This window comes from Nocardia yamanashiensis, from assembly GCF_021183565.1.
GTDB classification, from domain to species: domain Bacteria; phylum Actinomycetota; class Actinomycetes; order Mycobacteriales; family Mycobacteriaceae; genus Nocardia; species Nocardia yamanashiensis.
In genome coordinates this window covers 6,326,682-6,344,868 of record NZ_CP089226.1, presented here as the reverse complement: position 1 = coordinate 6,344,868, position 18,187 = coordinate 6,326,682, and the positions used below count along the sequence as shown (strand labels likewise).

Sequence of the window (18,187 nt, the reverse complement as noted above, 5' to 3'; positions counted from 1 at the left end):
TCGCGCGGGAGTTTTGCGGGCGGAGCCCGCGGCGGGTTCGGAATTGGTCACGTTTGTCTGCTCCCCACGTGCGCTGCGTTGCGAACGGCCGTCCTCGAGCTGTGCGACAGCTCACTGAACTATGATCGTGACACAATTTCGGTGGTGCCTGCTTGGCCTCTCGGCTCAACTCTTCGCACCGGATTTGTGCTCTGGAACCAAAGGAGGGGTCGCGCGTGCAGGCGGATGCGAGTAGTGAGGTGATTCGCGGCTGGATCGCCGACTTCGTCGCGGAGACGCTGCGCACCGAAACCCTCGAGAACGTGGTGACCCGGCTCGACACCGCCATCATCGCGCGCGTCCCCGAGCTGCGGGATCGCGATATGCGGCGCGATCTCGCCGCCAGCACCCGGGCCCACGCCCTGGAAGTACTGTCCGGGCTCACCCAGGATCGCTCCGACTATCCGGTCCCCGAACAGGCGCACGACTTCGCCCGCACCATCGCCCGCCGCGGCCACGACGTCCGCCTGCTGCTGCGCGTCTACCACCTCGGCCAGGAAGCCGTCCTGGACTACATGACCGACGTCCTCGACGAACGCCAACTGCCGCGCGATCTCGAAAAAGCCGTCCTGCTGCGCCTTTTCGACCGCACCACGCGCTGGGTCAGCGCCTCCATCGAAACCCTCACCGACACCTACATGCGCGAACGCGAACAGGGCCTGCGCGCCGCCCTGAGCCAGCGCACCGACACCGTCCGCGCCCTGCTCGACGGCACCGAACTCGATATCGAGATCGCCTCCGCCCGCCTCGGCTACCGGCTCGCCCAACGCCACCTCGCCCTCCTGCTCTGGATCGACGAGGTCCCCAGCGCCGTCCGTCCCGAAAGCGCCGACGTCGTCACCGGCCTCCTCGAACGCGTGGTCGCCCGCTGCGCCACCGCCCTCGGCAACGGCAGCGCCCTCACCCTCCCCGCCGGCGCCTCCGCGCTCTGGGCCTGGATCGGCCTGGACGACGACACCGTGCCCGGCGCTCCGGAAACCCACCTCGGAACGATGGCCGCCCCCACCCGCGCGATCGAAGCGCTGCTCCCCGCGCAGCTGCCCCGCGCGGAGGACCCCCCGGGCCGCGGTAGCCCAGCCCGCGGCCTCGAGAACCGCCCCGGTCACAGCCGGACCCCGGGGGCGATCGCCGCTCGGTCTGCTCGCACCGAGCCGCGCCGGCTCGCGGCGGCGTGGCCGGTGGAGGCTCCGGTGCGGGTGGCGGTGGGAAATCCGGGCGGTCATATCGCCGGGTTCCGGGAGGGGCATCGGGAGGCGGTGGCGGCGCGACAGGTGGCGGAGCGGGCCCGGCCCGGATTGCCGCGGGTATTGCATTACGCGGAGGTCGAACTCGCGTACCTGGCCGGGGTGGACGAGGCGGCCATGCGGGCGCTCATCGTGCGGGAACTGGGTCCGCTGGCCGCGCCGGACGCGCAATCGGCCCGGCTGCGGGAAACCTTGCACGCGTATCTGCGCGCCTGGCGCAGTCCCGAGGCGGCGGCCAAAGCGCTCGGGGTGCACAAGAACACCGTCCGCTATCGGATTCAGCGCATAGAGGAACTGCTCGGCCACCCCATCGACCAGCACGGGACGCGCCTGGACCTCGCGCTGGACTGTGTCGCGGTGTACGGCGTGTGAGAACCGGGCGGACGGTCACCCCGCACGCCCGGTTCCCTGGGCTAGCTCGCGTCCTTGTTCAATGCCTCCCGCGCGGCGCGTCGCCGCAAGGGGGGTTCGCTTTCCGCCGGGGCCGGCCGGCTCGGTAATTCGGCCAGCAGCGCGGTGGTCGCCGCCGCGATGGCCGCCACCGCCTTGTCCACGGCCGGTTTGGTGGTCGTTGTCAATCCAGACACCCCGCCGACCTTGCGCACGTATTCCTGTGCGGCGGCGTAGATTTCCTGCTCCGTGGCTGCCGGTGACAGCCCACGCAGGAGGGTGATGTTCCCGCTCATGCCCCCAGAGGTTAGCGCCCGATTACCTTGTGTGACAGGGCAAGAATTCGACACTGTCCGGAGAGTGCCGCCACACGCTATCGGCGAATAGTGGGCCACTCCAAGATCGATGGGGAACAATCGACGGTATGCCCGCCCGCGACGTGCCAACGCTGACGACTTTTCCGTACCCGGAGCTCGACCAGCGCGAGGACGACCACTGGTCCGGTGCGCAGGTCAACGACGACGAACTGCGCGCCCTGGCGCTCGGCGGCTTCTATTCGGCGCGCTGGGACGCCTTCCACGACGCCCTGCTGCTCGGACCCGAACGCCAGCATCCGCTCGGTGACCGGCGCGAGCTGGCCATCGACACGCTGACCGGCGCGTGGGGCATCACCGACGGCACCGAGGCCATGGCATCCATGGAGCAACTGCTGGAGGGCATGCACGCGCCGCTGTACGCGCTGGTGCACCCGCTCGTCATGGCCGCCATCAATTCCGCCGAGCGCGACCGTTTCGGCGAACGCGCGGACCGCCATCGCGCCTTCCTGCGGCAGGTGGGTTCGTTCCGGGGCATGGAGAATCCGGAAGCGCTGGTCCGGGACTACGACATCTGGTCGCAGGCCATCAAACTCGGGCTCACCGACCATTTGGTCCGTCCGCTGCCGACCGATATCCAGGCCTGGGATCTGGCCCGCGTGGTGGCCGTGGCGCGGATGGCCTACACCGCCGGCTACCTCGACGCGGACGTGGCGTGGGACTACCTCATGCGCGCGCTGCCGCTGGCCCAGCGCAAGTACCGCAACTGGCGGCAGTTCGGCGACGCCTACCTGGCCGGCTGGACCTACTGGCAGGCCTGCGAGGACCTGGCGGAACTGAAATCCGGTGGCGTGGATCGCCGGATGGAACTGCTGCGGCTGTGGATGCGGCCGTCCAGCCCGTGGCGGCGCATCACCCTGCAGCCCGAAGAGCAGGCCCAGGACTGAAAACGCCCGCGGCCCGCCTCTTTCGAGACGGGCCGCGGCGAATTCCGGTGCGATCCGTTCAGTCCGGCAGCGAACGCAGAATCCCGCGTCCGTAGCGCTGGAACTGCGCGTCGTCCACCATGCCGAGCGAATGCCGCTCGACCAGCAACTCCCACTCCGAATACAGCTTGGAGACACCCGGATCCGCGGGCCCGGCGGCGCCATCGGCCACCTCGCGCTGAATCGCGAAATTCAAGGCCCCGGTGACCCGGTCGGTATCGGCACGATCGGTACCCGTGAAATGCCAAGTCTGATTACCGTCATTGACTTCGACCCCGTACTCGCCGGGCGCGGCGCCGCCGGTCTCGGAATCGTCGGTGGTGCGCGCCCAGAGCAAAGCGGCGATCGGCAGTTCGTGCGCGAATCGCCTACTGGCGCCGATGGATACGAAGATCAACCGCGTGGTGGTGACGGCGAGCAGACCGGTCCCCTTGGCGGCGGGCGGCTGTGCGGTGACGACGGCCGTCTCCAGCACGTACTCGTCGGGCGTCACATAGCGGTGCAGGGCGGCGACGGCCGGTTTGCCATCGCGCTTGGGCGCCATCCGCCGGACCGCACGGTCCACATCGGCGCGGGCAGGTCCGCTGCGGCCCCAGGACGGGGTGGGCGGGGTGAGATCGGGGGCGGCGACATCCAGGCGCTGGGTCGCCAGAATCTGATTGTTGATGCGTTCGACGATCACCGTCGCCGCGGGCACATCGTGTTCGGCGATGAGCACGGGTAGGGGAGTGCGGTCGGCGGGCACGCCGGTCAGCACGGGGGTGGGGTAGCGCAGGTAGATCTCGATGACGACCGCGTCGTCGGCGCGCCGATTCAAACGCACCTTGAGAAGTTCGCTTACGGGCACATCCAGCACACGCTCGCCGTCCGTACCCGGCCGCAGCACCGTCAACCGCCCGTTGCCGTGACGCACTATCGCTGTGGGTGTCCGTAGCTCGACTATGTCCATACCCCCTGCGCTCTGTTGTGTCGTCACTCACGATAGGACGACCATGCCATCATTGTGACCACTCGGTCCGACACCAGGGGGTGATCGACCCGACGTGTTGCCGCAGATGGTCGGGGAACCACCCGCGTTCTCCAGCCGTTTACCTGTTGAACTGCACTAGCTGCCGAACTGCGCGATGTTACGACTCGACCCTACGGGGTAACGTGGCTTGTCCGCATCCGTTCGCCGGAACGGGCGCGCCACCAAGCATCGCAGGCAAACCGGATACACCCCCCGGAAAGGACTGGCCGCCGGCCGACGCTCTATGACCCGCAAGAATGTGTTCCGCAACCTGGCGATAGTCGCGGGCTTCCTGCTCGTGATCTATCTGGTCAGTTTCTTCAGTGATGACACGCGCGGCTGGCAGAAGGTCGACACGTCGGTGGCGCTTTCTCAGCTGCAGAACAAAGACAATGTCGACAACGTTCAGATCGACGACAAAGAGCAGCAGATCCGCATCACGCTGAAGAACGGCAATGATGCTACCGACAGCAAGACCAAGATCCTCGCCAAATACCCTGGCGGCGGCGAGATTTCCGCGCAGATCTTCCAGGCGGCCAATGCCACCGGCGCCAAGGTCGACACCAGCGTCAAGCAGGATTCCTGGCTGAGTCAGATTCTGCTGTTCATGCTGCCCATGATCATTCTGCTGGGCCTTTTCATCTTCGTGATGGCCCGCATGCAGGGCGGCGGCCGCGGCGGCATGATGGGCTTCGGCAAGTCGAAGGCCAAGCTGCTGTCCAAGGACATGCCCAAGACGACGTTCCAGGACGTCGCGGGCGCGGACGAGGCCATCGAAGAGCTGTACGAGATCAAGGACTTCCTGCAGGCCCCGGCGCGCTACCAGGCGCTCGGCGCGAAGATCCCCAAGGGCGTGCTGCTCTACGGCCCGCCCGGCACCGGTAAGACGCTGCTCGCCCGGGCCGTCGCGGGTGAGGCGGGCGTCCCGTTCTTCACCATCTCCGGTTCCGACTTCGTCGAGATGTTCGTCGGCGTGGGCGCCTCCCGGGTGCGCGATCTGTTCGATCAGGCCAAGCAGAACAGCCCCTGCATCATCTTCGTCGACGAGATCGACGCGGTCGGCCGCCAGCGCGGCGCGGGCCTCGGCGGTGGTCACGACGAGCGCGAGCAGACGCTGAACCAGCTGCTGGTCGAGATGGACGGCTTCGGTGAGCGCACCGGCGTCATCATCATCGCGGCCACCAACCGGCCCGACATCCTCGATCCCGCGCTGCTGCGCCCGGGTCGTTTCGACCGGCAGATCCCGGTCGGCAATCCGGACCTGGCGGGCCGCCGCGCGATTCTGCGCGTGCACTCGCAGGGCAAGCCGATCGCGCCCGACGCCGACCTCGACGGTCTGGCCAAGCGCACCGTCGGCATGTCCGGCGCGGACCTGGCCAACGTGATCAACGAGGCCGCGCTGCTGACCGCGCGCGAGCACGGCAATGTGATCACCGGTGCGGCCCTGGAGGAATCGGTCGATCGCGTGATCGGCGGCCCCCGCCGCAAGTCCCGCGTGATCAGCGAGGAAGAGAAGAAGATCACCGCGTACCACGAGGCCGGGCACACCCTGGCCGCGTGGGCCATGCCGGACATCGAGCCCGTCTACAAGGTCACCATCCTGGCCCGCGGCCGCACCGGCGGCCATGCCATGACGGTGCCCGAGGACGACAAGGGCCTGATGACCCGCTCGGAGATGATCGCCCGCCTGGTGTTCGCCATGGGCGGTCGCGCGGCCGAGGAACTGGTCTTCCACGAGCCCACCACCGGCGCTTCCTCCGATATCGACCAGGCCACCAAGATCGCCCGCGCGATGGTCACCGAATACGGCATGAGCGCTCGCCTGGGCGCGGTGCGCTATGGCCAGGAGCAGGGCGACCCGTTCCTGGGCCGGTCCATGGGCACCGGCTCGGACTACTCGCACGAGGTCGCCCGCGAGATCGACGAGGAGGTGCGCAACCTCATCGAGGCCGCGCACACCGAGGCGTGGGCGGTGCTCAACGAGTACCGCGACGAGCTGGACGCCCTGGCCACCGCGCTGCTGGAGCGCGAGACCCTGCACCGCAAGGATCTCGAGACCGTGCTCGGCACCGTCGAAAAGCGGCCGCGCATCACCGCTTTCAACGATTTCGGCGGGCGCACCCCCTCGGATCGGCCGCCGGTGAAGACCCCGCGCGAGCTGGCGACCGAGCGCGGCGAGCCGTGGCCGGACGAGTCGGCCCGCACCCCGGTGCCCGCCGGCCAGCCTGTCAATGGTGGTTACGCGCCGGATCCGTACGCTCCGGCCCCGCCGCAGTACGGCTATCCCGCTCCGGCCGGTTATCCCGCGCCGCAGCCGGCTCCGGCCTATCCGCGGCACGGGAGCGGTACGCACGGTTCGCGCCCCGACTACGGCGCACCGGCCGGTTGGTCCGCTCCGGGCTGGCCGCCGCAGGAGGACGAACCGCAGCAACCGCCCGCCCGCCCCGCCTACGGCGGCTGGGCTCCGGCCGGCAATCAGCGGTACCAGCCCGGCCAGTCCGGGTATCCGCAACCGGCGCAGCCGGAATCGGGTCGCCCCGCCGGGAATGACGAGGACGGCGACAACGGTTGGGACGGACCGAACGGTCGTCGCTGACCGGGTCCCGATACGCTCGAGAGGTTCGTGGCCCGGCTCGGTCCGGTTCGCGGGGCAGGTGAAACGCCTGCCACGCGCATCGGCCGGGCCGTCGGCGACCGCGGACAGGCCGCACTTCACTACGCGGCAATTCAACACAGGAGGTGTCGATTGTCGGCCACCAACAACCGTGTCGTTTCGGGCCCGCTGGCGCTCGACACCGGTCGGCCGTTCGATCAGGAGCGCGCGGAGGCTGCCGTGCGCGAATTGCTGATCGCGGTCGGTGAGAATCCGGACCGCCCGGGCCTCGCCGACACCCCCGCGCGCGTGGCGCGGGCCTACCGGGAAATGTTCGCCGGGCTCTACACCGAACCGTCCGAGGTGCTCAACACCACCTTCGACGAGGGGCATCAGGAACTGGTGCTGGTCCGCGACATCACCATGTACTCCACCTGTGAACACCACCTGGTGGCCTTCCACGGCGTCGCGCACGTCGGCTACATCCCCGGCCCGCACGGCCGCGTCACCGGGCTGTCCAAACTGGCGCGCGTGGTGGATCTGTACGCCAAGCGCCCGCAGGTGCAGGAACGCCTCACCAGCCAGATCGTGGACGCGGTGATGGAGAAGCTGGACCCGCGCGGCGCCATCGTGGTGATCGAGGCCGAGCACCTGTGCATGGCCATGCGCGGAATTCGCAAGCCCGGCGCGTCGACCACCACGTCGGCGGTGCGCGGCCTGCTGCAAACCAACGCCGCCTCGCGCGCCGAGGCCCTCGACCTCATTCTCCGGAAGTGAGCCGTGTCTAATTTGCCCTCCGCTTCGCTCCGGGCGTGTTCGCGGCCCTTGATGTCTCGTTCTTCCCTCCCTCAGCTCCTCCGCTTCGCTCCCCCGCTCTACTCGGTCCAGAACGAGACGGGCCGCGAACCTCGGGGGCGGTCCCTCAGCCGGAGGGGGCTGTGACATCACGCCTGTTGGAACCGCGCGGGGGACGCTCCTGCGTGGTGATGGGCGTTGTGAATGTCACCAGCGATTCTTTCTCCGATGGTGGTCGGTTTCTGGACCCGGAGTTGGCGGTGGCGCACGGGATCGAGCTGTACGAGATGGGCGCGGACATCATCGATGTCGGCGGCGAGTCGACGCGGCCCGGCGCTATCCGGATCGATCCCGCGACCGAGGCCGCGCGGGTCGCGCCGGTGATTCGCGGGCTGGCCGCGGCCGGGGTGCCGACCAGCGTGGACACCATGCGGGCGAGCGTGGCCGAGGCGGCCATCGAGGCCGGGGTGGCCATGGTCAATGACGTCTCCGGCGGCCGGGCCGACGCCAACATGGTGAAAGTCGTTGCCGAGGCGCGGATTCCGTGGATCCTCATGCACTGGCGGGCCGACGCCGACTACCGGCACACCGGGCCGGCCGAACAGTACGACGACGTGGTCGCGCGGGTGTGGGAGGAACTGCACGCCCAGGTCGATCTCGCGGTCGCGGGCGGCGTGGACTTCGACCAGCTGGTCATCGACCCGGGATTGGGGTTCGCCAAGAACGCCGACCACAACTGGGAACTGCTGGGCGCCTTGTACTTCGGGCTCACCGAGATGATGGACGCGGGGCTGCCGATCCTGATCGGGGCCTCGCGCAAGCGTTTCCTCGGCGCGCTGCTGGCCGACGAGGCGGGCCCGCGCCCGCCCGACGGCCGCGAGATCGCCACCGCCACCATTTCCGCGCTGGCCGCCGAACACGGGGCCTGGGGCGTACGCGTGCACGATGTGCGCGCCTCGCTGGACGCCATTGCCGTCGCCGATGCCTGCACTCGCGCCGCCTCCCGGCTGCGCGGCCGGTATCGGCGGGGACGAGGAGAACCGAATTGAGCACGGACCGGATCGAACTGCGCGGCCTGAAGGTGTACGGCCATCACGGCGTCTTCGACTTCGAGAAGCGCGACGGCCAGGAGTTCGTGGTCGATGTGACGCTGTGGACGGATTTCACGGCGGCGGCCAAATCCGACGATATCGGCGACACCATCCACTACGGGGAGCTGGCCGATCAGGTGGTGGCCATCGTCTCCGGGCCGCCGCGCGATCTGATCGAGACGGTGGTGTCCGAGGTGGCCGACGCCATCATCGTGTCCGATACCCGGATCGCGGCCGTGGAAGTGGTGCTGCACAAGCCTTCCGCACCGATCCCGCACGCTTTCGAAGACGTTCGAGTAGTCACGTCCCGCCGTCGCGAACCGGAGGAGCAGGGGTGACCCGGGTAGTCCTGTCGATCGGATCCAATCTCGGCGATCGGCTCGCCCATCTGCGCAGCGTGGTGGACGCGCTGCGGCCGCGGCTGCTGGCCGTGTCGTCGGTGTACTCCACCCCGCCGTGGGGCGGCGTGCCGCAGCAGGACTACCTGAATGCCGTACTGGTGGCCGAGGATCCGGCGCTGGAGCCCTCGGACTGGCTGCAGCTGGGCCAGGAGCTGGAGCAGGCCGCCGACCGGGTGCGCGAAGTCCGGTGGGGCGCGCGCACTCTCGATGTGGACGTGGTCTGGGCCGCGCAGCGCCGCCGGGACGCGCAGGTGGTGGTCCGCAGCCTGGATCCGACGCTGACGCTGCCGCACCCGCAGGCGCACCATCGCGCCTTCGTGCTGGTGCCGTGGCTGGAAGTGGAGCCGGACGCGACGCTGGAAGCCGCCGGCAGGGTGCGCTCGCTGCGGGAGTGGTTGTCCGCCTTGGATGCCGCCGAGGTCGACGGCGTCCGCCGCACCGGGCACGCGCTGGGCTGGAAGTAGTGATGCCGTGAAACCGACACGGGTGCTGGATCTGTGCGCGAATGTCGCGCTGGCGGCGGTGATCGCCTGGGTGGCGACCAATATCGCGTATTCGAGTTTCCCGCCCATCACCGTGTTCTCGGGGGCCTCGCTGCTGCCGGTGGCGGTGCTGGAAGCGGTGCTGGCGTTCGTGGTGCGGGCGCGGGTGGAGAACCGCGGGATCGGGGACGGGCCGCGCCAGCTGCATCCGATCACGGCGGCCCGGGCGGTGGCGCTGGCCAAGGCGTCGTTGCAGGTGGGGTCGCTGGTCGGCGGTATCTGGCTGGGGTTCCTGATCTGGCTGCTGCCGAATCGATCGGATATGAGCGCGGCGGCCTCGGATACGCCGGGCGCGGTGGTCGGGCTGGTGGCCGGGCTGGCATTGGTGGCGGCGGCGTTGTGGCTGGAATATTGCTGCCGGGCGCCGATAGATCCGCCCGATGAGGCAGCTACTTCTTAGCTAACAGGTTGGCAGTGATCATTCCCAAGGTGGCGGACTTGGTCGGTAGATCAAGCTACGCTGGCGGACATGGTTTCACCCTCCCGTAGCAGCACTTCCCGTCGACGGCGAGAAGACGCGGGAAAGTTTTTCACCGGCGTACTGCTTCTCCTCGGACTGGTAGCCAGTATTTTCCTGGTCTTCAGCGACAACCCGCACATGATTCGGGTCGGCCTGGTCGCGGCCCTCTGGGCGGCCGCCATCGGAGCCCTCGCGGCCACCCGTTATCGCAGGGAGGCGGCGGTCGACAAGGCGAAAGTGGGTGACCTGCAAAAGGTCTACCAACTGCAGCTGGAGCGCGAGGTTGCTGCCCGCCGGGAATACGAGCTCGGCGTCGAGACCCGGGTGCGCCGCGAGGTGGGCGCCAATGCCGAGGAAATGGCCGCGCTGCGTGCCGAACTCGCCATTCTCCGGGAGAACCTGCACCGCCTGTTCGACGGCGATCTGCTCGAAGAGCGGCCCGCATTGCGCGCCGAAGCGGTGCGCGTGGCGGAACTGCCCGCCCGCGACCCCGCCACCAATGGCAATTCCGCGAACAATAACTGGACGGAAACCGAGCCCTGGGATCCGTGGTCCACGCCCGACGAGGACGAGCAGGACCTGCACGCCCGCATGGCCCCCGTCTTCGACGCCGACCATCCCGAACCCCCGGCCTTCGCCACCCCCTTCGACGACCCGGTGACCGCCGAAACCTCCATCGTCACCTTCGACACCGGCAGCTTCTCCGCCGTGCGCCTGAGCGGTTTCGACGACGACGAACCCGCCGACCCCACCCCCGCCGCGCCGCCCGTCACCCCCGACCGCGCCTTCGCCCCCGACCTGGCCGCGACCGACGCCACCCAATCCCGCCCCGGCGCACCCAAATCCGCCGACTTCCGCGCCCGCACCGCCGAGGCCCCGGAACCCACTCGCACCGAACCCCTCACCGGCCTGGAGCGCGAACAGCTCACCCAGGTCGCCTGGTTCGAAACCGAAATCCCCGCCGGCAACACCCCCACCGACCCGGTGCCCACCCCGGCCGCCGCCGAGCCCGCCGCCTCGGCGGCGAACGGCCACGACCACCCGGCCTCGGGTCCGAACCCCACCCACCCGTCGCCGTCTCGCGCCTCCACCCCGATGGGCACCGCCAGCTCCCGTCGCCGTCGCCGCTCCGAGGAATCCACCGACTCCGGCCCCCGCCTCTCGGTAGCCGAGATCATGGCCAATCTCCGCTCCGAAAGCGAACGCTGACCTACCTCACCCCGGCCGCCGAAATCCGCACATCGGGGTCTCCGAGGCTCGGCCCGAGTGGCCTCCGGATTCGCATATCGGGGTTTCCGAGGCTTGGTCCGAGTGGCCTCCGGATTCGCATATCGGGGTTTCCGAGGCTTGGCCCGGGTGGCCTCCGGATTCGCATATCGGGGTTTCCGAGGCTTGGCCCGGGTGGCCTCCGGATTCGTACATCGGGGTTTCAGGGGCTTGGCCCGAGCGGCCTCCGGATTCGTATATCGGGGTTTCAGGGGCTTGCCCCTGAGGGCCCCGGGAGTGGGCATTCCCACAGTCGGTGGTCGTCCCGAATCGGGGCCGATATTCTCGGCAAGTAACGTCCGGTACCCGCATGGCGGGACTGGAACGACTTTCGAGAGGACAAGGGTGACCTCGGACAAGGATGTCTGCGGAACCGATCTTGCGCCTGCACGGTTGACGGTGGGAATCGTCTCGGCGGGACGCGTCGGGTCCGCTCTGGGTGCGGCACTCGAGCGTGCCGGTCACGTGGTTTTCGGCGTTTCCGCGATTTCGGACGCGTCGGTGCGGCGTGCGCAGACCCGGCTGCCGGATTCGCGGATTCTGCCCGCCGAAGAGGTGGCGGCGCGGAGCGAATTGCTGATCCTGGCGGTGCCGGACAGTGAATTGGCCGGGCTGATCTCGGGATTGGCCGCCGCGATGGTGGTGCGGCCCGGCACGATCGTGGCGCACACCTCCGGTGCGAACGGGGTGGGAATCCTGGCTCCGCTCACCGAGCAGGGCGCACTGCCGCTGGCCATTCATCCGGCGATGACGTTCACCGGGCACGACGAGGATGTGGCCCGCCTGTCCAATGCCTGCTTCGGCGTGACCGCGGCGGACGATATCGGCTTCGCCATCGCCCAGTCGCTGGTCATCGAGATGGGCGGGGAGCCGGTGCGGGTCGCCGAGGAGAACCGCACGCTGTATCACGCGGCCCTGGCGCACGGCAGTAATCACCTGGTCACGCTCATCGTCGATGCGGTGGAAGCACTTCGGGCCGCCCTCGCCGGCCCGGGCCTGCTGGGTCAGCAGATCGTCGACGATCAGCCCAACGGCCTGGCCGAACGCATGCTGGCCCCGCTCGCCTCGGCCGCGCTCGACAATGCCCTGCGCCGTGGGCAATCCGCGCTGACGGGCCCGGTCGCGCGCGGTGACGTGGCCGCGGTGGCCGCGCATCTGAACGCCCTCGCCGCCGTGGATCCCCGCCTGGAAGCCGGCTATCGCGCGCTCTCGTTGCGTTCGGCCGAACGTGCCCGCACCAATCCCGCCCTGATCGAACTGCTGGAAGGACACTGATGGACCCCAAACTGATCGGCAGTTACAAGCGCGGCGAACTGACCGTGCACCACGATCCGGTCGTCATGACCAAGGTCGTCAAGGCCCTGAAGTCGGTCGGCCGCCGGGTCGCGCTGGTCCCCACTATGGGCGCGCTGCACGAGGGCCACCTGGAGCTGGTGCGGCTGGCGAAGCTGTCCAACACCACCGTCATCGTCTCGATCTTCGTGAACCCCTTGCAGTTCGGCGCGAACGAGGACCTCGACAAGTACCCGCGCACCCTGGACGCCGACGTGGAACTGCTGCGCGGCGAGGGCGTCGAGCTGGTGTTCGCGCCCAGCGCCAACGACATGTACCCGTTCGGCCCGCGCACCACGGTGCAGGCCGGCCCGTTCGGCGACATCCTCGAGGGCGCGACCCGCCCGGGGCATTTCTCCGGCGTGCTGACCGTGGTCTCCAAGCTGTTCAACATCTGCCGGCCGCACGAGGCGTTCTTCGGCGAAAAGGATTACCAGCAGCTGGCTTTGATCCGCCAGATGGTGGTGGACCTGAACATGGACGTGAAGATCGTCCCCGCCGCCACCGTCCGCGAACGCGACGGCCTGGCCATGTCCTCGCGCAACCGCTACCTCAGCGAGGAACAGCGCGAGCTCGCCGCCACCCTGTCCGCCGCCCTGCTGGCCGGCCGCCACTCCGGCGGCCTTGGCCCGGAAGCGGTGCTGGAAGCCGCGCAGTCGGTGCTGGATCTGGCCCCCGAGATCGACGTCGACTACCTGGCGCTGCGCGGTTCGGACTTCTCCGAGGAATGGCCGACCGGCAATGCCCGCCTGCTGGTCGCGGCCCGGGTCGGCAATACCCGGCTCATCGACAATATGCCCGTCAAGATCGGCGCTCCGATCGACGGCCACCCGACCACCCCCGACCAGCCTGCCCAGGCGTCTCACTAGGAAGGCGACGACGATGTTGCGCACCATGATGACCTCGAAGATCCACCGCGCCACGGTGACTCACGCCGACCTGCACTACGTCGGCTCGGTCACGGTCGACCAGGATCTGCTGGACGCCGCCGATCTGCTCGAGGGCGAGAAGGTCTCGATCGTCGACATCACCAACGGCGCCCGGCTGGAGACCTATGTGATCGCGGGCGAGCGCGGTTCCGGCGTGATCGGAATCAACGGCGCCGCAGCGCATCTCGTGCACCCGGGTGATCTGGTCATTCTGATCGCCTACGGCATGATGGACGCGAAGGAGCTCGAGAACTACGCTCCGCACGTGGTTTTCGTGGATGAGCGCAATCGCCCGATCGAGCTGGGCACCGACCCGGCGCACGCCCCGGAGGGCTCGGATCTGATCTCCCCGCGCACGCTCTCGGCCGTCTGAGCGGCGGGCGGGCATGCTGCTGACCATCGATGTCCGCAACACCAGTATCGAGCTGGGGCTGTTCACCGGTAGCGGCGATCACGCGAAGCTGGCCCGGCACTGGCGGATGCACACCAATCCGCTGCTGACGGCGGACGAATTCGCTTTGCAGGTGCGCGGTTTGATCGGCGCGGACGCCGAGCAGGTGACCGGTGTCGCGGCCTTGTCGACGGTGCCGCCGGTACTGCGCGAGCTGCGCGAGATGCTGACCCGTTATTGGGGTCATGTGGCGCACGTGGTGGTGGAACCCGGTGTGCGCACCGGTATTCCGTTGCTGGTGGACAATCCGAAAGAAGTGGGCGCGGATCGAATCGTGAATTGCCTTGCGGCATATCACCGTTTCCAGTCGCCGGCCATCGTGGTGGATTTCGGCACGGCCATCTGCGTGGATCTGGTTTCGGCCAAGGGCGAATTTCTCGGCGGCATCATCGCGCCCGGTGTGGAGATTTCCACCGAGGCGTTGGTGGAGCGCAGTGCGCTGCGCCGGGCGGAGTTGGCGCGGCCGCGTTCGGTGGTCGGCAAGAATTCCATGGAGTGCATGCAGTCGGGCGCGATCTTCGGTTTCGCCGGGCTGGTCGACGGTCTGATCGACCGTATTCGCGACGAGTTCGACGCCTTCTCCGGCGATGACGTCTCCATCGTGGCGACGGGTGCCAGCGCGCCGCTGATCGTCCCGGAGTCGGAGACCATCGAGCATCACGAACCCAACCTGACCCTGGATGGCCTGCGCCTGGTGTACGAGCGCAACCAGCAACGCCGCGCCCGGGCCTGATACCGACCGGTCTGAGTAAAAGTGATCCAGTCGTCTCCGGGAGGGTCTGTTGCTTCCCGGAGATGCGCTGTTAGACTCGCCGACGTGTATTCCCGCATGAGCACCCAGGAGTGTTGTCGAGGCTGACTCGCCTCGACGGTCGTCGAGGCTTCGTATAGCCCCCGGCCATTTACACACCTCCTGGAGTTTCGCTCATGCGATCTTCTTTGCTTTCGCTGTCGAAGAACGATTCCGCCCACACCGGCGCCTCGCGGCTGTTGCCCGAGGTCACCGAACGGGCCACCGCCTCGGCTCTCCCCACCCGGCTCCGGCCGGCCGATCTGCTGCGTCTCACCGATGAGGGAGCGCAGGACGTCCTGGAGGGCCGCTACGATCACCTGCTTCCGCAGGGCGGCCTGTGGCCGACCGAAAACCGTTGGGCCGCAAGGCTGATCGCCGACGACGAGGTCGATCTCTGGCTGATCAGCTGGGCCGAGGGCAAGTACACCGAACTGCACGATCACGCCGGCTCGCTGGGCGCGCTGACCGTTTTGTCCGGTGCACTTTCCGAATATCGCTGGAATGGCCAGGAATTGCGCCGCCGCACCCTCACCGCGGGCGATCAGGCGTCTTTTCCGCTCGGCTGGGTGCACGACGTGGTTCGCGCGCCGGCCGAGGAAGCCGGAATCACCGGCCCGTTGAATCCCACTTTGAGCGTGCACGCCTATTCGCCGCCGCTGACGGCCATGTCCTATTACGAGGTCACCGGCCACGGCACCCTGCGGCGCACCCGTTCCGTCCTGACCGATCAGCCCGAAGGCGAACTCGAATGACGCACTTGACCATCGACGGCATGCTCGCCCAGGCGCGCGAGACGCTGCGACGGATCTACGCCTACGAATTGCCGCAGGCCATCGCGCGCGGTGCGATTCTGGTGGATATCCGCCCGCAGGCCCAGCGCCTGAAGGAGGGGACCTTCCCCGGCGCGCTGGTCATCGAGCGCAATGTCCTGGAATGGCGGCTGGATCCGACCAGTTCCGCGCGCCTCGCGCTGGCCGAGGACCACGATGTGGAATGGATCATCCTGTGCTCCGAGGGTTACACCTCGAGTCTGGCCGCCGCCTCGCTGCAGCAGCTGGGCCTGCGCCGCGCCACCGACCTGGTGGGCGGATATCAGGCCGCCAAAGCCGCCGGACTGCTGAATGTGGCTGCGGCCGCCCCGCACTTCCAGCGCGAGGTCGCGGCGCTCGCCTGGTTGTAGACCCCGGGGTGCACGGGACCGCCGCCTCTGACCCGGGCGCGGGAAATTCGCTTTCCCACGCCATATACCCTTGAAACCCGTGAGCACCCCCAACCCCACTTCCACCGGTAGCAACACGGCTCCTGCTGGGCAAACCCGTGCGAAGGATGCTGTCGAGCACGATGTTCCCGAGCAGATGCGGATTCGCCGGGAGAAGCGGGAGCGGTTGCTGGAGCAAGGCCGCGAGGCCTATCCGGTGGTGGTGTCCCGCACCCACACCCTGGCCGAAATTCGCGCGGCGTACCCCGATCTCGAAGCGGATACGCAGACCGGTCAGGTGGTCGGAATCGCGGGCCGGGTCATTTTCGTCCGGAATACCGGCAAGCTGTGTTTCGCCACCCTCCAGGAGGGCGACGGCACCAAGCTGCAGGCCATGATCAGCCTGAACGGCGTCGGCGCCGATGCTCTCGCGGCCTGGAAGTCCGATGTCGACCTGGGCGACTTCGTCTACGTGCACGGTGAGGTGATCGCCTCCCGCACCGGCGAATTGAGCGTGATGGCCGACGAGTGGCAGATGGCCGCCAAGGCGCTGCGCCCGATGCCGGTGGCGCACAAGGAGATGTCGGAAGAGGCCCGCGTCCGCCAGCGCTATGTCGATCTGATCGTGCGCCCGGAGGCCCGGGAAATGGCCCGCACCCGCGTCAAGGCGGTGCGCGCGCTGCGTAATGCCTTGGAGCGCAGGGGTTTCCTCGAGGTCGAGACCCCGATGCTGCAGACCATTCACGGCGGCGCCGCGGCCCGTCCGTTCGCCACCCACTCCAATGCGCTCGATATGGAGCTGTTCCTGCGTATCGCGCCGGAGCTGTTCCTGAAGCGCTGTGTGGTCGGCGGCCTGGAGAAGGTGTTCGAGGTCAACCGGAACTTCCGCAACGAAGGCGCCGACTCCACGCATTCGCCGGAGTTCGCAATGCTGGAAACCTACGAGGCGTACGGCACCTACGACGATTCCGCGAAGATGATGCGGGAATTGATCCAGGAAGTCGCGCAGGAGGTGTACGGCACGCAGGTCGTCACCCTTGCCGATGGCACCGAATACGATCTGTCCGGCGAGTGGACGACGGTCGAGATGTACCCGTCGCTGTCCGAGCAGATCGGTGTGGAGGTCACTCCGGAAACTTCGGTCGAGGAATTGCTGGCGCTCGCCGATCGCGTGGGTCTGGAAATTCCGGCGGACAAGGGCTACGGTCACGGCAAACTCGTCGAGGAACTCTGGGAGCACGTCTACGGCGACAAGCTGTACGCCCCGACTTTCGTGCGGGACTTCCCGGTGGAGACCTCTCCGTTGACGCGTCAGCATCGCAGCAAACCCGGGGTTACCGAGAAGTGGGACCTCTATGTGCGCGGGTTCGAACTCGCCACCGGATATTCCGAACTCGTGGATCCGGTCATCCAGCGCGAAAGATTCGTTGATCAGGCGCGTTTGGCCGCCGCCGGTGACGATGAAGCTATGCGCCTGGACGAGGACTTCCTTGCCGCGATGGAGCACGGTATGCCGCCGACGACCGGAACCGGTATGGGTATCGATCGTTTGCTGATGGCCCTGACTGGCTTGGGAATCCGGGAAACGATACTCTTTCCAATTGTGCGTCCATCGTCTCGCTGAGTTCGCTGGATTGCATTGTCGAGGCCCGTTCTGGGAGTATTGCAATTAGCGCTATTCTGGGTTCGGGTAATCGGCCTAACTATGCGGGTCGCACGATTTCGAGAGGACGTTCATCTCATGGCAAAGAAGGTCACCGTTAGCTTGATCGACGATGTCGACGGTGAGTCCATCGCGGACGAGACCATCGAGTTCGCTATCGATGGCGTCTCGTACGAGATCGACCTGTCGACGGAGAATGCGGCCAAGCTGCGGGACGGGCTCGAGGTCTGGGTTTCCAGTGCGCGTCGGGTGAGTGGACGCCGCCGCACCAAGGTCGCCGCCGGCGCCGCGGGCGCTGCGCCCAAGGGCCGGATCTCCATCGATCGTGAACAGAGCGCCGCCATTCGTGAATGGGCGCGTCGTAATGGACACAAGGTTTCGGCGCGCGGTCGTATCTCCGCGGACATCACCGAGGCTTACAACAAGGCTGCTGTCAAGAACTAGTCGCCGATTCGACTGCCGCTCGGGTGTTTCGTGCGAACCCGGGCGGCAGTGGTTTATTCATACGCTTTGCGTATAACTCCGATGGGTGGTCGTCGCCCATCTACGAGCCCCGATCTTGCTCGGGCCGAAGCGGGCAGGCACCATTGAAACTGTGTGCATGATGTCACTGGCTGGGTGTAGAGAGAAGGTATCGGCACAGTGACCGCATTTCACGGTTCACTCCTGCGAGTGAAGGATCACGAGGGCC

Annotated in this window: 19 protein-coding genes; 17 read left to right on the top strand and 2 right to left on the bottom strand. The window is 67.7% G+C overall.

What is annotated here, in order from left to right; translation table 11 throughout:
* The first annotated feature begins 215 nt into the window (after window positions 1-215).
* A complete protein-coding gene (locus LTV02_RS29345; protein ID WP_233035053.1) occupies window positions 216-1,655 on the top strand; it encodes a helix-turn-helix domain-containing protein in 1,440 nt (479 codons plus the stop codon).
* A 41-nt stretch (window positions 1,656-1,696) separates the two neighbouring features.
* On the opposite strand, the gene LTV02_RS29340 is transcribed toward LTV02_RS29345, so the two are convergent.
* Window positions 1,697-1,969 (bottom strand): DUF2277 family protein, encoded by a 273-nt coding sequence (locus tag LTV02_RS29340; RefSeq protein ID WP_067718706.1) that lies wholly within the window; start codon window positions 1,967-1,969, stop codon window positions 1,697-1,699.
* Window positions 1,970-2,097: 128 nt separating this feature from the next.
* Between LTV02_RS29340 and LTV02_RS29335 the strand changes: the two genes are divergently transcribed.
* Entirely contained in the window at window positions 2,098-2,934 is an 837-nt protein-coding gene (locus LTV02_RS29335; RefSeq protein ID WP_233035052.1) for a DUF1266 domain-containing protein, read from the top strand.
* A gap of 58 nt (window positions 2,935-2,992) precedes the next feature.
* Here the strand turns inward: LTV02_RS29335 and LTV02_RS29330 are convergent, their stop codons facing one another.
* Complete coding sequence (locus LTV02_RS29330; protein WP_233035051.1) at window positions 2,993-3,886, bottom strand: hypothetical protein; 894 nt, start codon at window positions 3,884-3,886, stop codon at window positions 2,993-2,995.
* A gap of 340 nt (window positions 3,887-4,226) precedes the next feature.
* Here LTV02_RS29330 and ftsH point away from each other — a divergent pair, with 340 nt between their 5' ends.
* From ftsH to LTV02_RS29255, 15 genes are all read left to right on the top strand, one after another.
* Window positions 4,227-6,578 (top strand): ATP-dependent zinc metalloprotease FtsH, encoded by a 2,352-nt coding sequence (ftsH, locus tag LTV02_RS29325; protein ID WP_067718714.1) that lies wholly within the window; start codon window positions 4,227-4,229, stop codon window positions 6,576-6,578.
* 150 nt (window positions 6,579-6,728) lie between these two features.
* Window positions 6,729-7,352 carry a GTP cyclohydrolase I FolE gene (gene folE, locus LTV02_RS29320; protein WP_233035050.1) on the top strand — a complete coding sequence of 208 codons (624 nt, stop codon included), beginning with the start codon at window positions 6,729-6,731 and terminating at the stop codon, window positions 7,350-7,352.
* Between the two features lie 209 nt (window positions 7,353-7,561).
* Window positions 7,562-8,419 (top strand): dihydropteroate synthase, encoded by an 858-nt coding sequence (gene folP / locus LTV02_RS29315; RefSeq protein ID WP_233041741.1) that lies wholly within the window; start codon window positions 7,562-7,564, stop codon window positions 8,417-8,419.
* A complete protein-coding gene (gene folB / locus LTV02_RS29310; RefSeq protein WP_233035049.1) occupies window positions 8,416-8,799 on the top strand; it encodes a dihydroneopterin aldolase in 384 nt (127 codons plus the stop codon). Before folP ends, folB begins: the two co-directional genes overlap by 4 nt.
* Window positions 8,796-9,326: a 2-amino-4-hydroxy-6-hydroxymethyldihydropteridine diphosphokinase gene (gene folK, locus LTV02_RS29305; RefSeq protein ID WP_233035048.1), complete on the top strand. Its 531-nt coding sequence runs from the start codon at window positions 8,796-8,798 to the stop codon at window positions 9,324-9,326. Before folB ends, folK begins: the two co-directional genes overlap by 4 nt.
* Window positions 9,327-9,333: 7 nt before the next feature.
* A complete protein-coding gene (locus LTV02_RS29300; protein ID WP_233035047.1) occupies window positions 9,334-9,804 on the top strand; it encodes a DUF3180 domain-containing protein in 471 nt (156 codons plus the stop codon).
* Window positions 9,805-9,873: 69 nt separating this feature from the next.
* Window positions 9,874-11,073: a DUF6779 domain-containing protein gene (locus tag LTV02_RS29295; protein WP_233035046.1), complete on the top strand. Its 1,200-nt coding sequence runs from the start codon at window positions 9,874-9,876 to the stop codon at window positions 11,071-11,073.
* A gap of 402 nt (window positions 11,074-11,475) precedes the next feature.
* Window positions 11,476-12,405, top strand: a complete 930-nt coding sequence (locus tag LTV02_RS29290) for a Rossmann-like and DUF2520 domain-containing protein (RefSeq protein ID WP_233035045.1) — start codon at window positions 11,476-11,478, stop codon at window positions 12,403-12,405.
* Window positions 12,405-13,331: a pantoate--beta-alanine ligase gene (panC, locus tag LTV02_RS29285; RefSeq protein ID WP_233035044.1), complete on the top strand. Its 927-nt coding sequence runs from the start codon at window positions 12,405-12,407 to the stop codon at window positions 13,329-13,331. The genes LTV02_RS29290 and panC overlap by 1 nt, the downstream gene beginning before the upstream one ends.
* A 13-nt stretch (window positions 13,332-13,344) precedes the next feature.
* Window positions 13,345-13,764: an aspartate 1-decarboxylase gene (panD, locus tag LTV02_RS29280; protein ID WP_067718736.1), complete on the top strand. Its 420-nt coding sequence runs from the start codon at window positions 13,345-13,347 to the stop codon at window positions 13,762-13,764.
* Window positions 13,765-13,777: 13 nt separating this feature from the next.
* Window positions 13,778-14,575 carry a type III pantothenate kinase gene (locus LTV02_RS29275; RefSeq protein WP_233035043.1) on the top strand — a complete coding sequence of 266 codons (798 nt, stop codon included), beginning with the start codon at window positions 13,778-13,780 and terminating at the stop codon, window positions 14,573-14,575.
* 194 nt (window positions 14,576-14,769) lie between these two features.
* Window positions 14,770-15,387, top strand: a complete 618-nt coding sequence (locus LTV02_RS29270) for a cysteine dioxygenase (RefSeq protein WP_233035042.1) — start codon at window positions 14,770-14,772, stop codon at window positions 15,385-15,387.
* Window positions 15,384-15,815: a rhodanese-like domain-containing protein gene (locus LTV02_RS29265; protein WP_408639270.1), complete on the top strand. Its 432-nt coding sequence runs from the start codon at window positions 15,384-15,386 to the stop codon at window positions 15,813-15,815. The genes LTV02_RS29270 and LTV02_RS29265 overlap by 4 nt, the downstream gene beginning before the upstream one ends.
* Before the next feature lie 175 nt (window positions 15,816-15,990).
* On the top strand, window positions 15,991-17,457 hold the full coding sequence (gene lysS, locus LTV02_RS29260; protein WP_067718741.1) for a lysine--tRNA ligase: 1,467 nt from the start codon (window positions 15,991-15,993) through the stop codon (window positions 17,455-17,457).
* 117 nt (window positions 17,458-17,574) lie between these two features.
* Entirely contained in the window at window positions 17,575-17,940 is a 366-nt protein-coding gene (locus LTV02_RS29255) for a histone-like nucleoid-structuring protein Lsr2 (RefSeq protein ID WP_067718743.1), read from the top strand.
* The last annotated feature ends 247 nt before the right edge of the window (window positions 17,941-18,187 follow it).

Coding starts and splice junctions, on each gene's coding strand:
- LTV02_RS29340 (WP_067718706.1), bottom strand. CDS start 1,969: ATGAGCGGGAACATCACCCTCCTGCGTGGGCTGTCACCGGCAGCCACG.
- LTV02_RS29335 (WP_233035052.1), top strand. CDS start 2,098: ATGCCCGCCCGCGACGTGCCAACGCTGACGACTTTTCCGTACCCGGAG.
- ftsH (WP_067718714.1), top strand. CDS start 4,227: ATGACCCGCAAGAATGTGTTCCGCAACCTGGCGATAGTCGCGGGCTTC.
- folP (WP_233041741.1), top strand. CDS start 7,562: ATGGGCGTTGTGAATGTCACCAGCGATTCTTTCTCCGATGGTGGTCGG.
- LTV02_RS29295 (WP_233035046.1), top strand. CDS start 9,874: ATGGTTTCACCCTCCCGTAGCAGCACTTCCCGTCGACGGCGAGAAGAC.
- panC (WP_233035044.1), top strand. CDS start 12,405: ATGGACCCCAAACTGATCGGCAGTTACAAGCGCGGCGAACTGACCGTG.
- panD (WP_067718736.1), top strand. CDS start 13,345: ATGTTGCGCACCATGATGACCTCGAAGATCCACCGCGCCACGGTGACT.
- LTV02_RS29275 (WP_233035043.1), top strand. CDS start 13,778: ATGCTGCTGACCATCGATGTCCGCAACACCAGTATCGAGCTGGGGCTG.
- LTV02_RS29270 (WP_233035042.1), top strand. CDS start 14,770: ATGCGATCTTCTTTGCTTTCGCTGTCGAAGAACGATTCCGCCCACACC.
- LTV02_RS29265 (WP_408639270.1), top strand. CDS start 15,384: ATGACGCACTTGACCATCGACGGCATGCTCGCCCAGGCGCGCGAGACG.
- lysS (WP_067718741.1), top strand. CDS start 15,991: ATGCGGATTCGCCGGGAGAAGCGGGAGCGGTTGCTGGAGCAAGGCCGC.
- LTV02_RS29255 (WP_067718743.1), top strand. CDS start 17,575: ATGGCAAAGAAGGTCACCGTTAGCTTGATCGACGATGTCGACGGTGAG.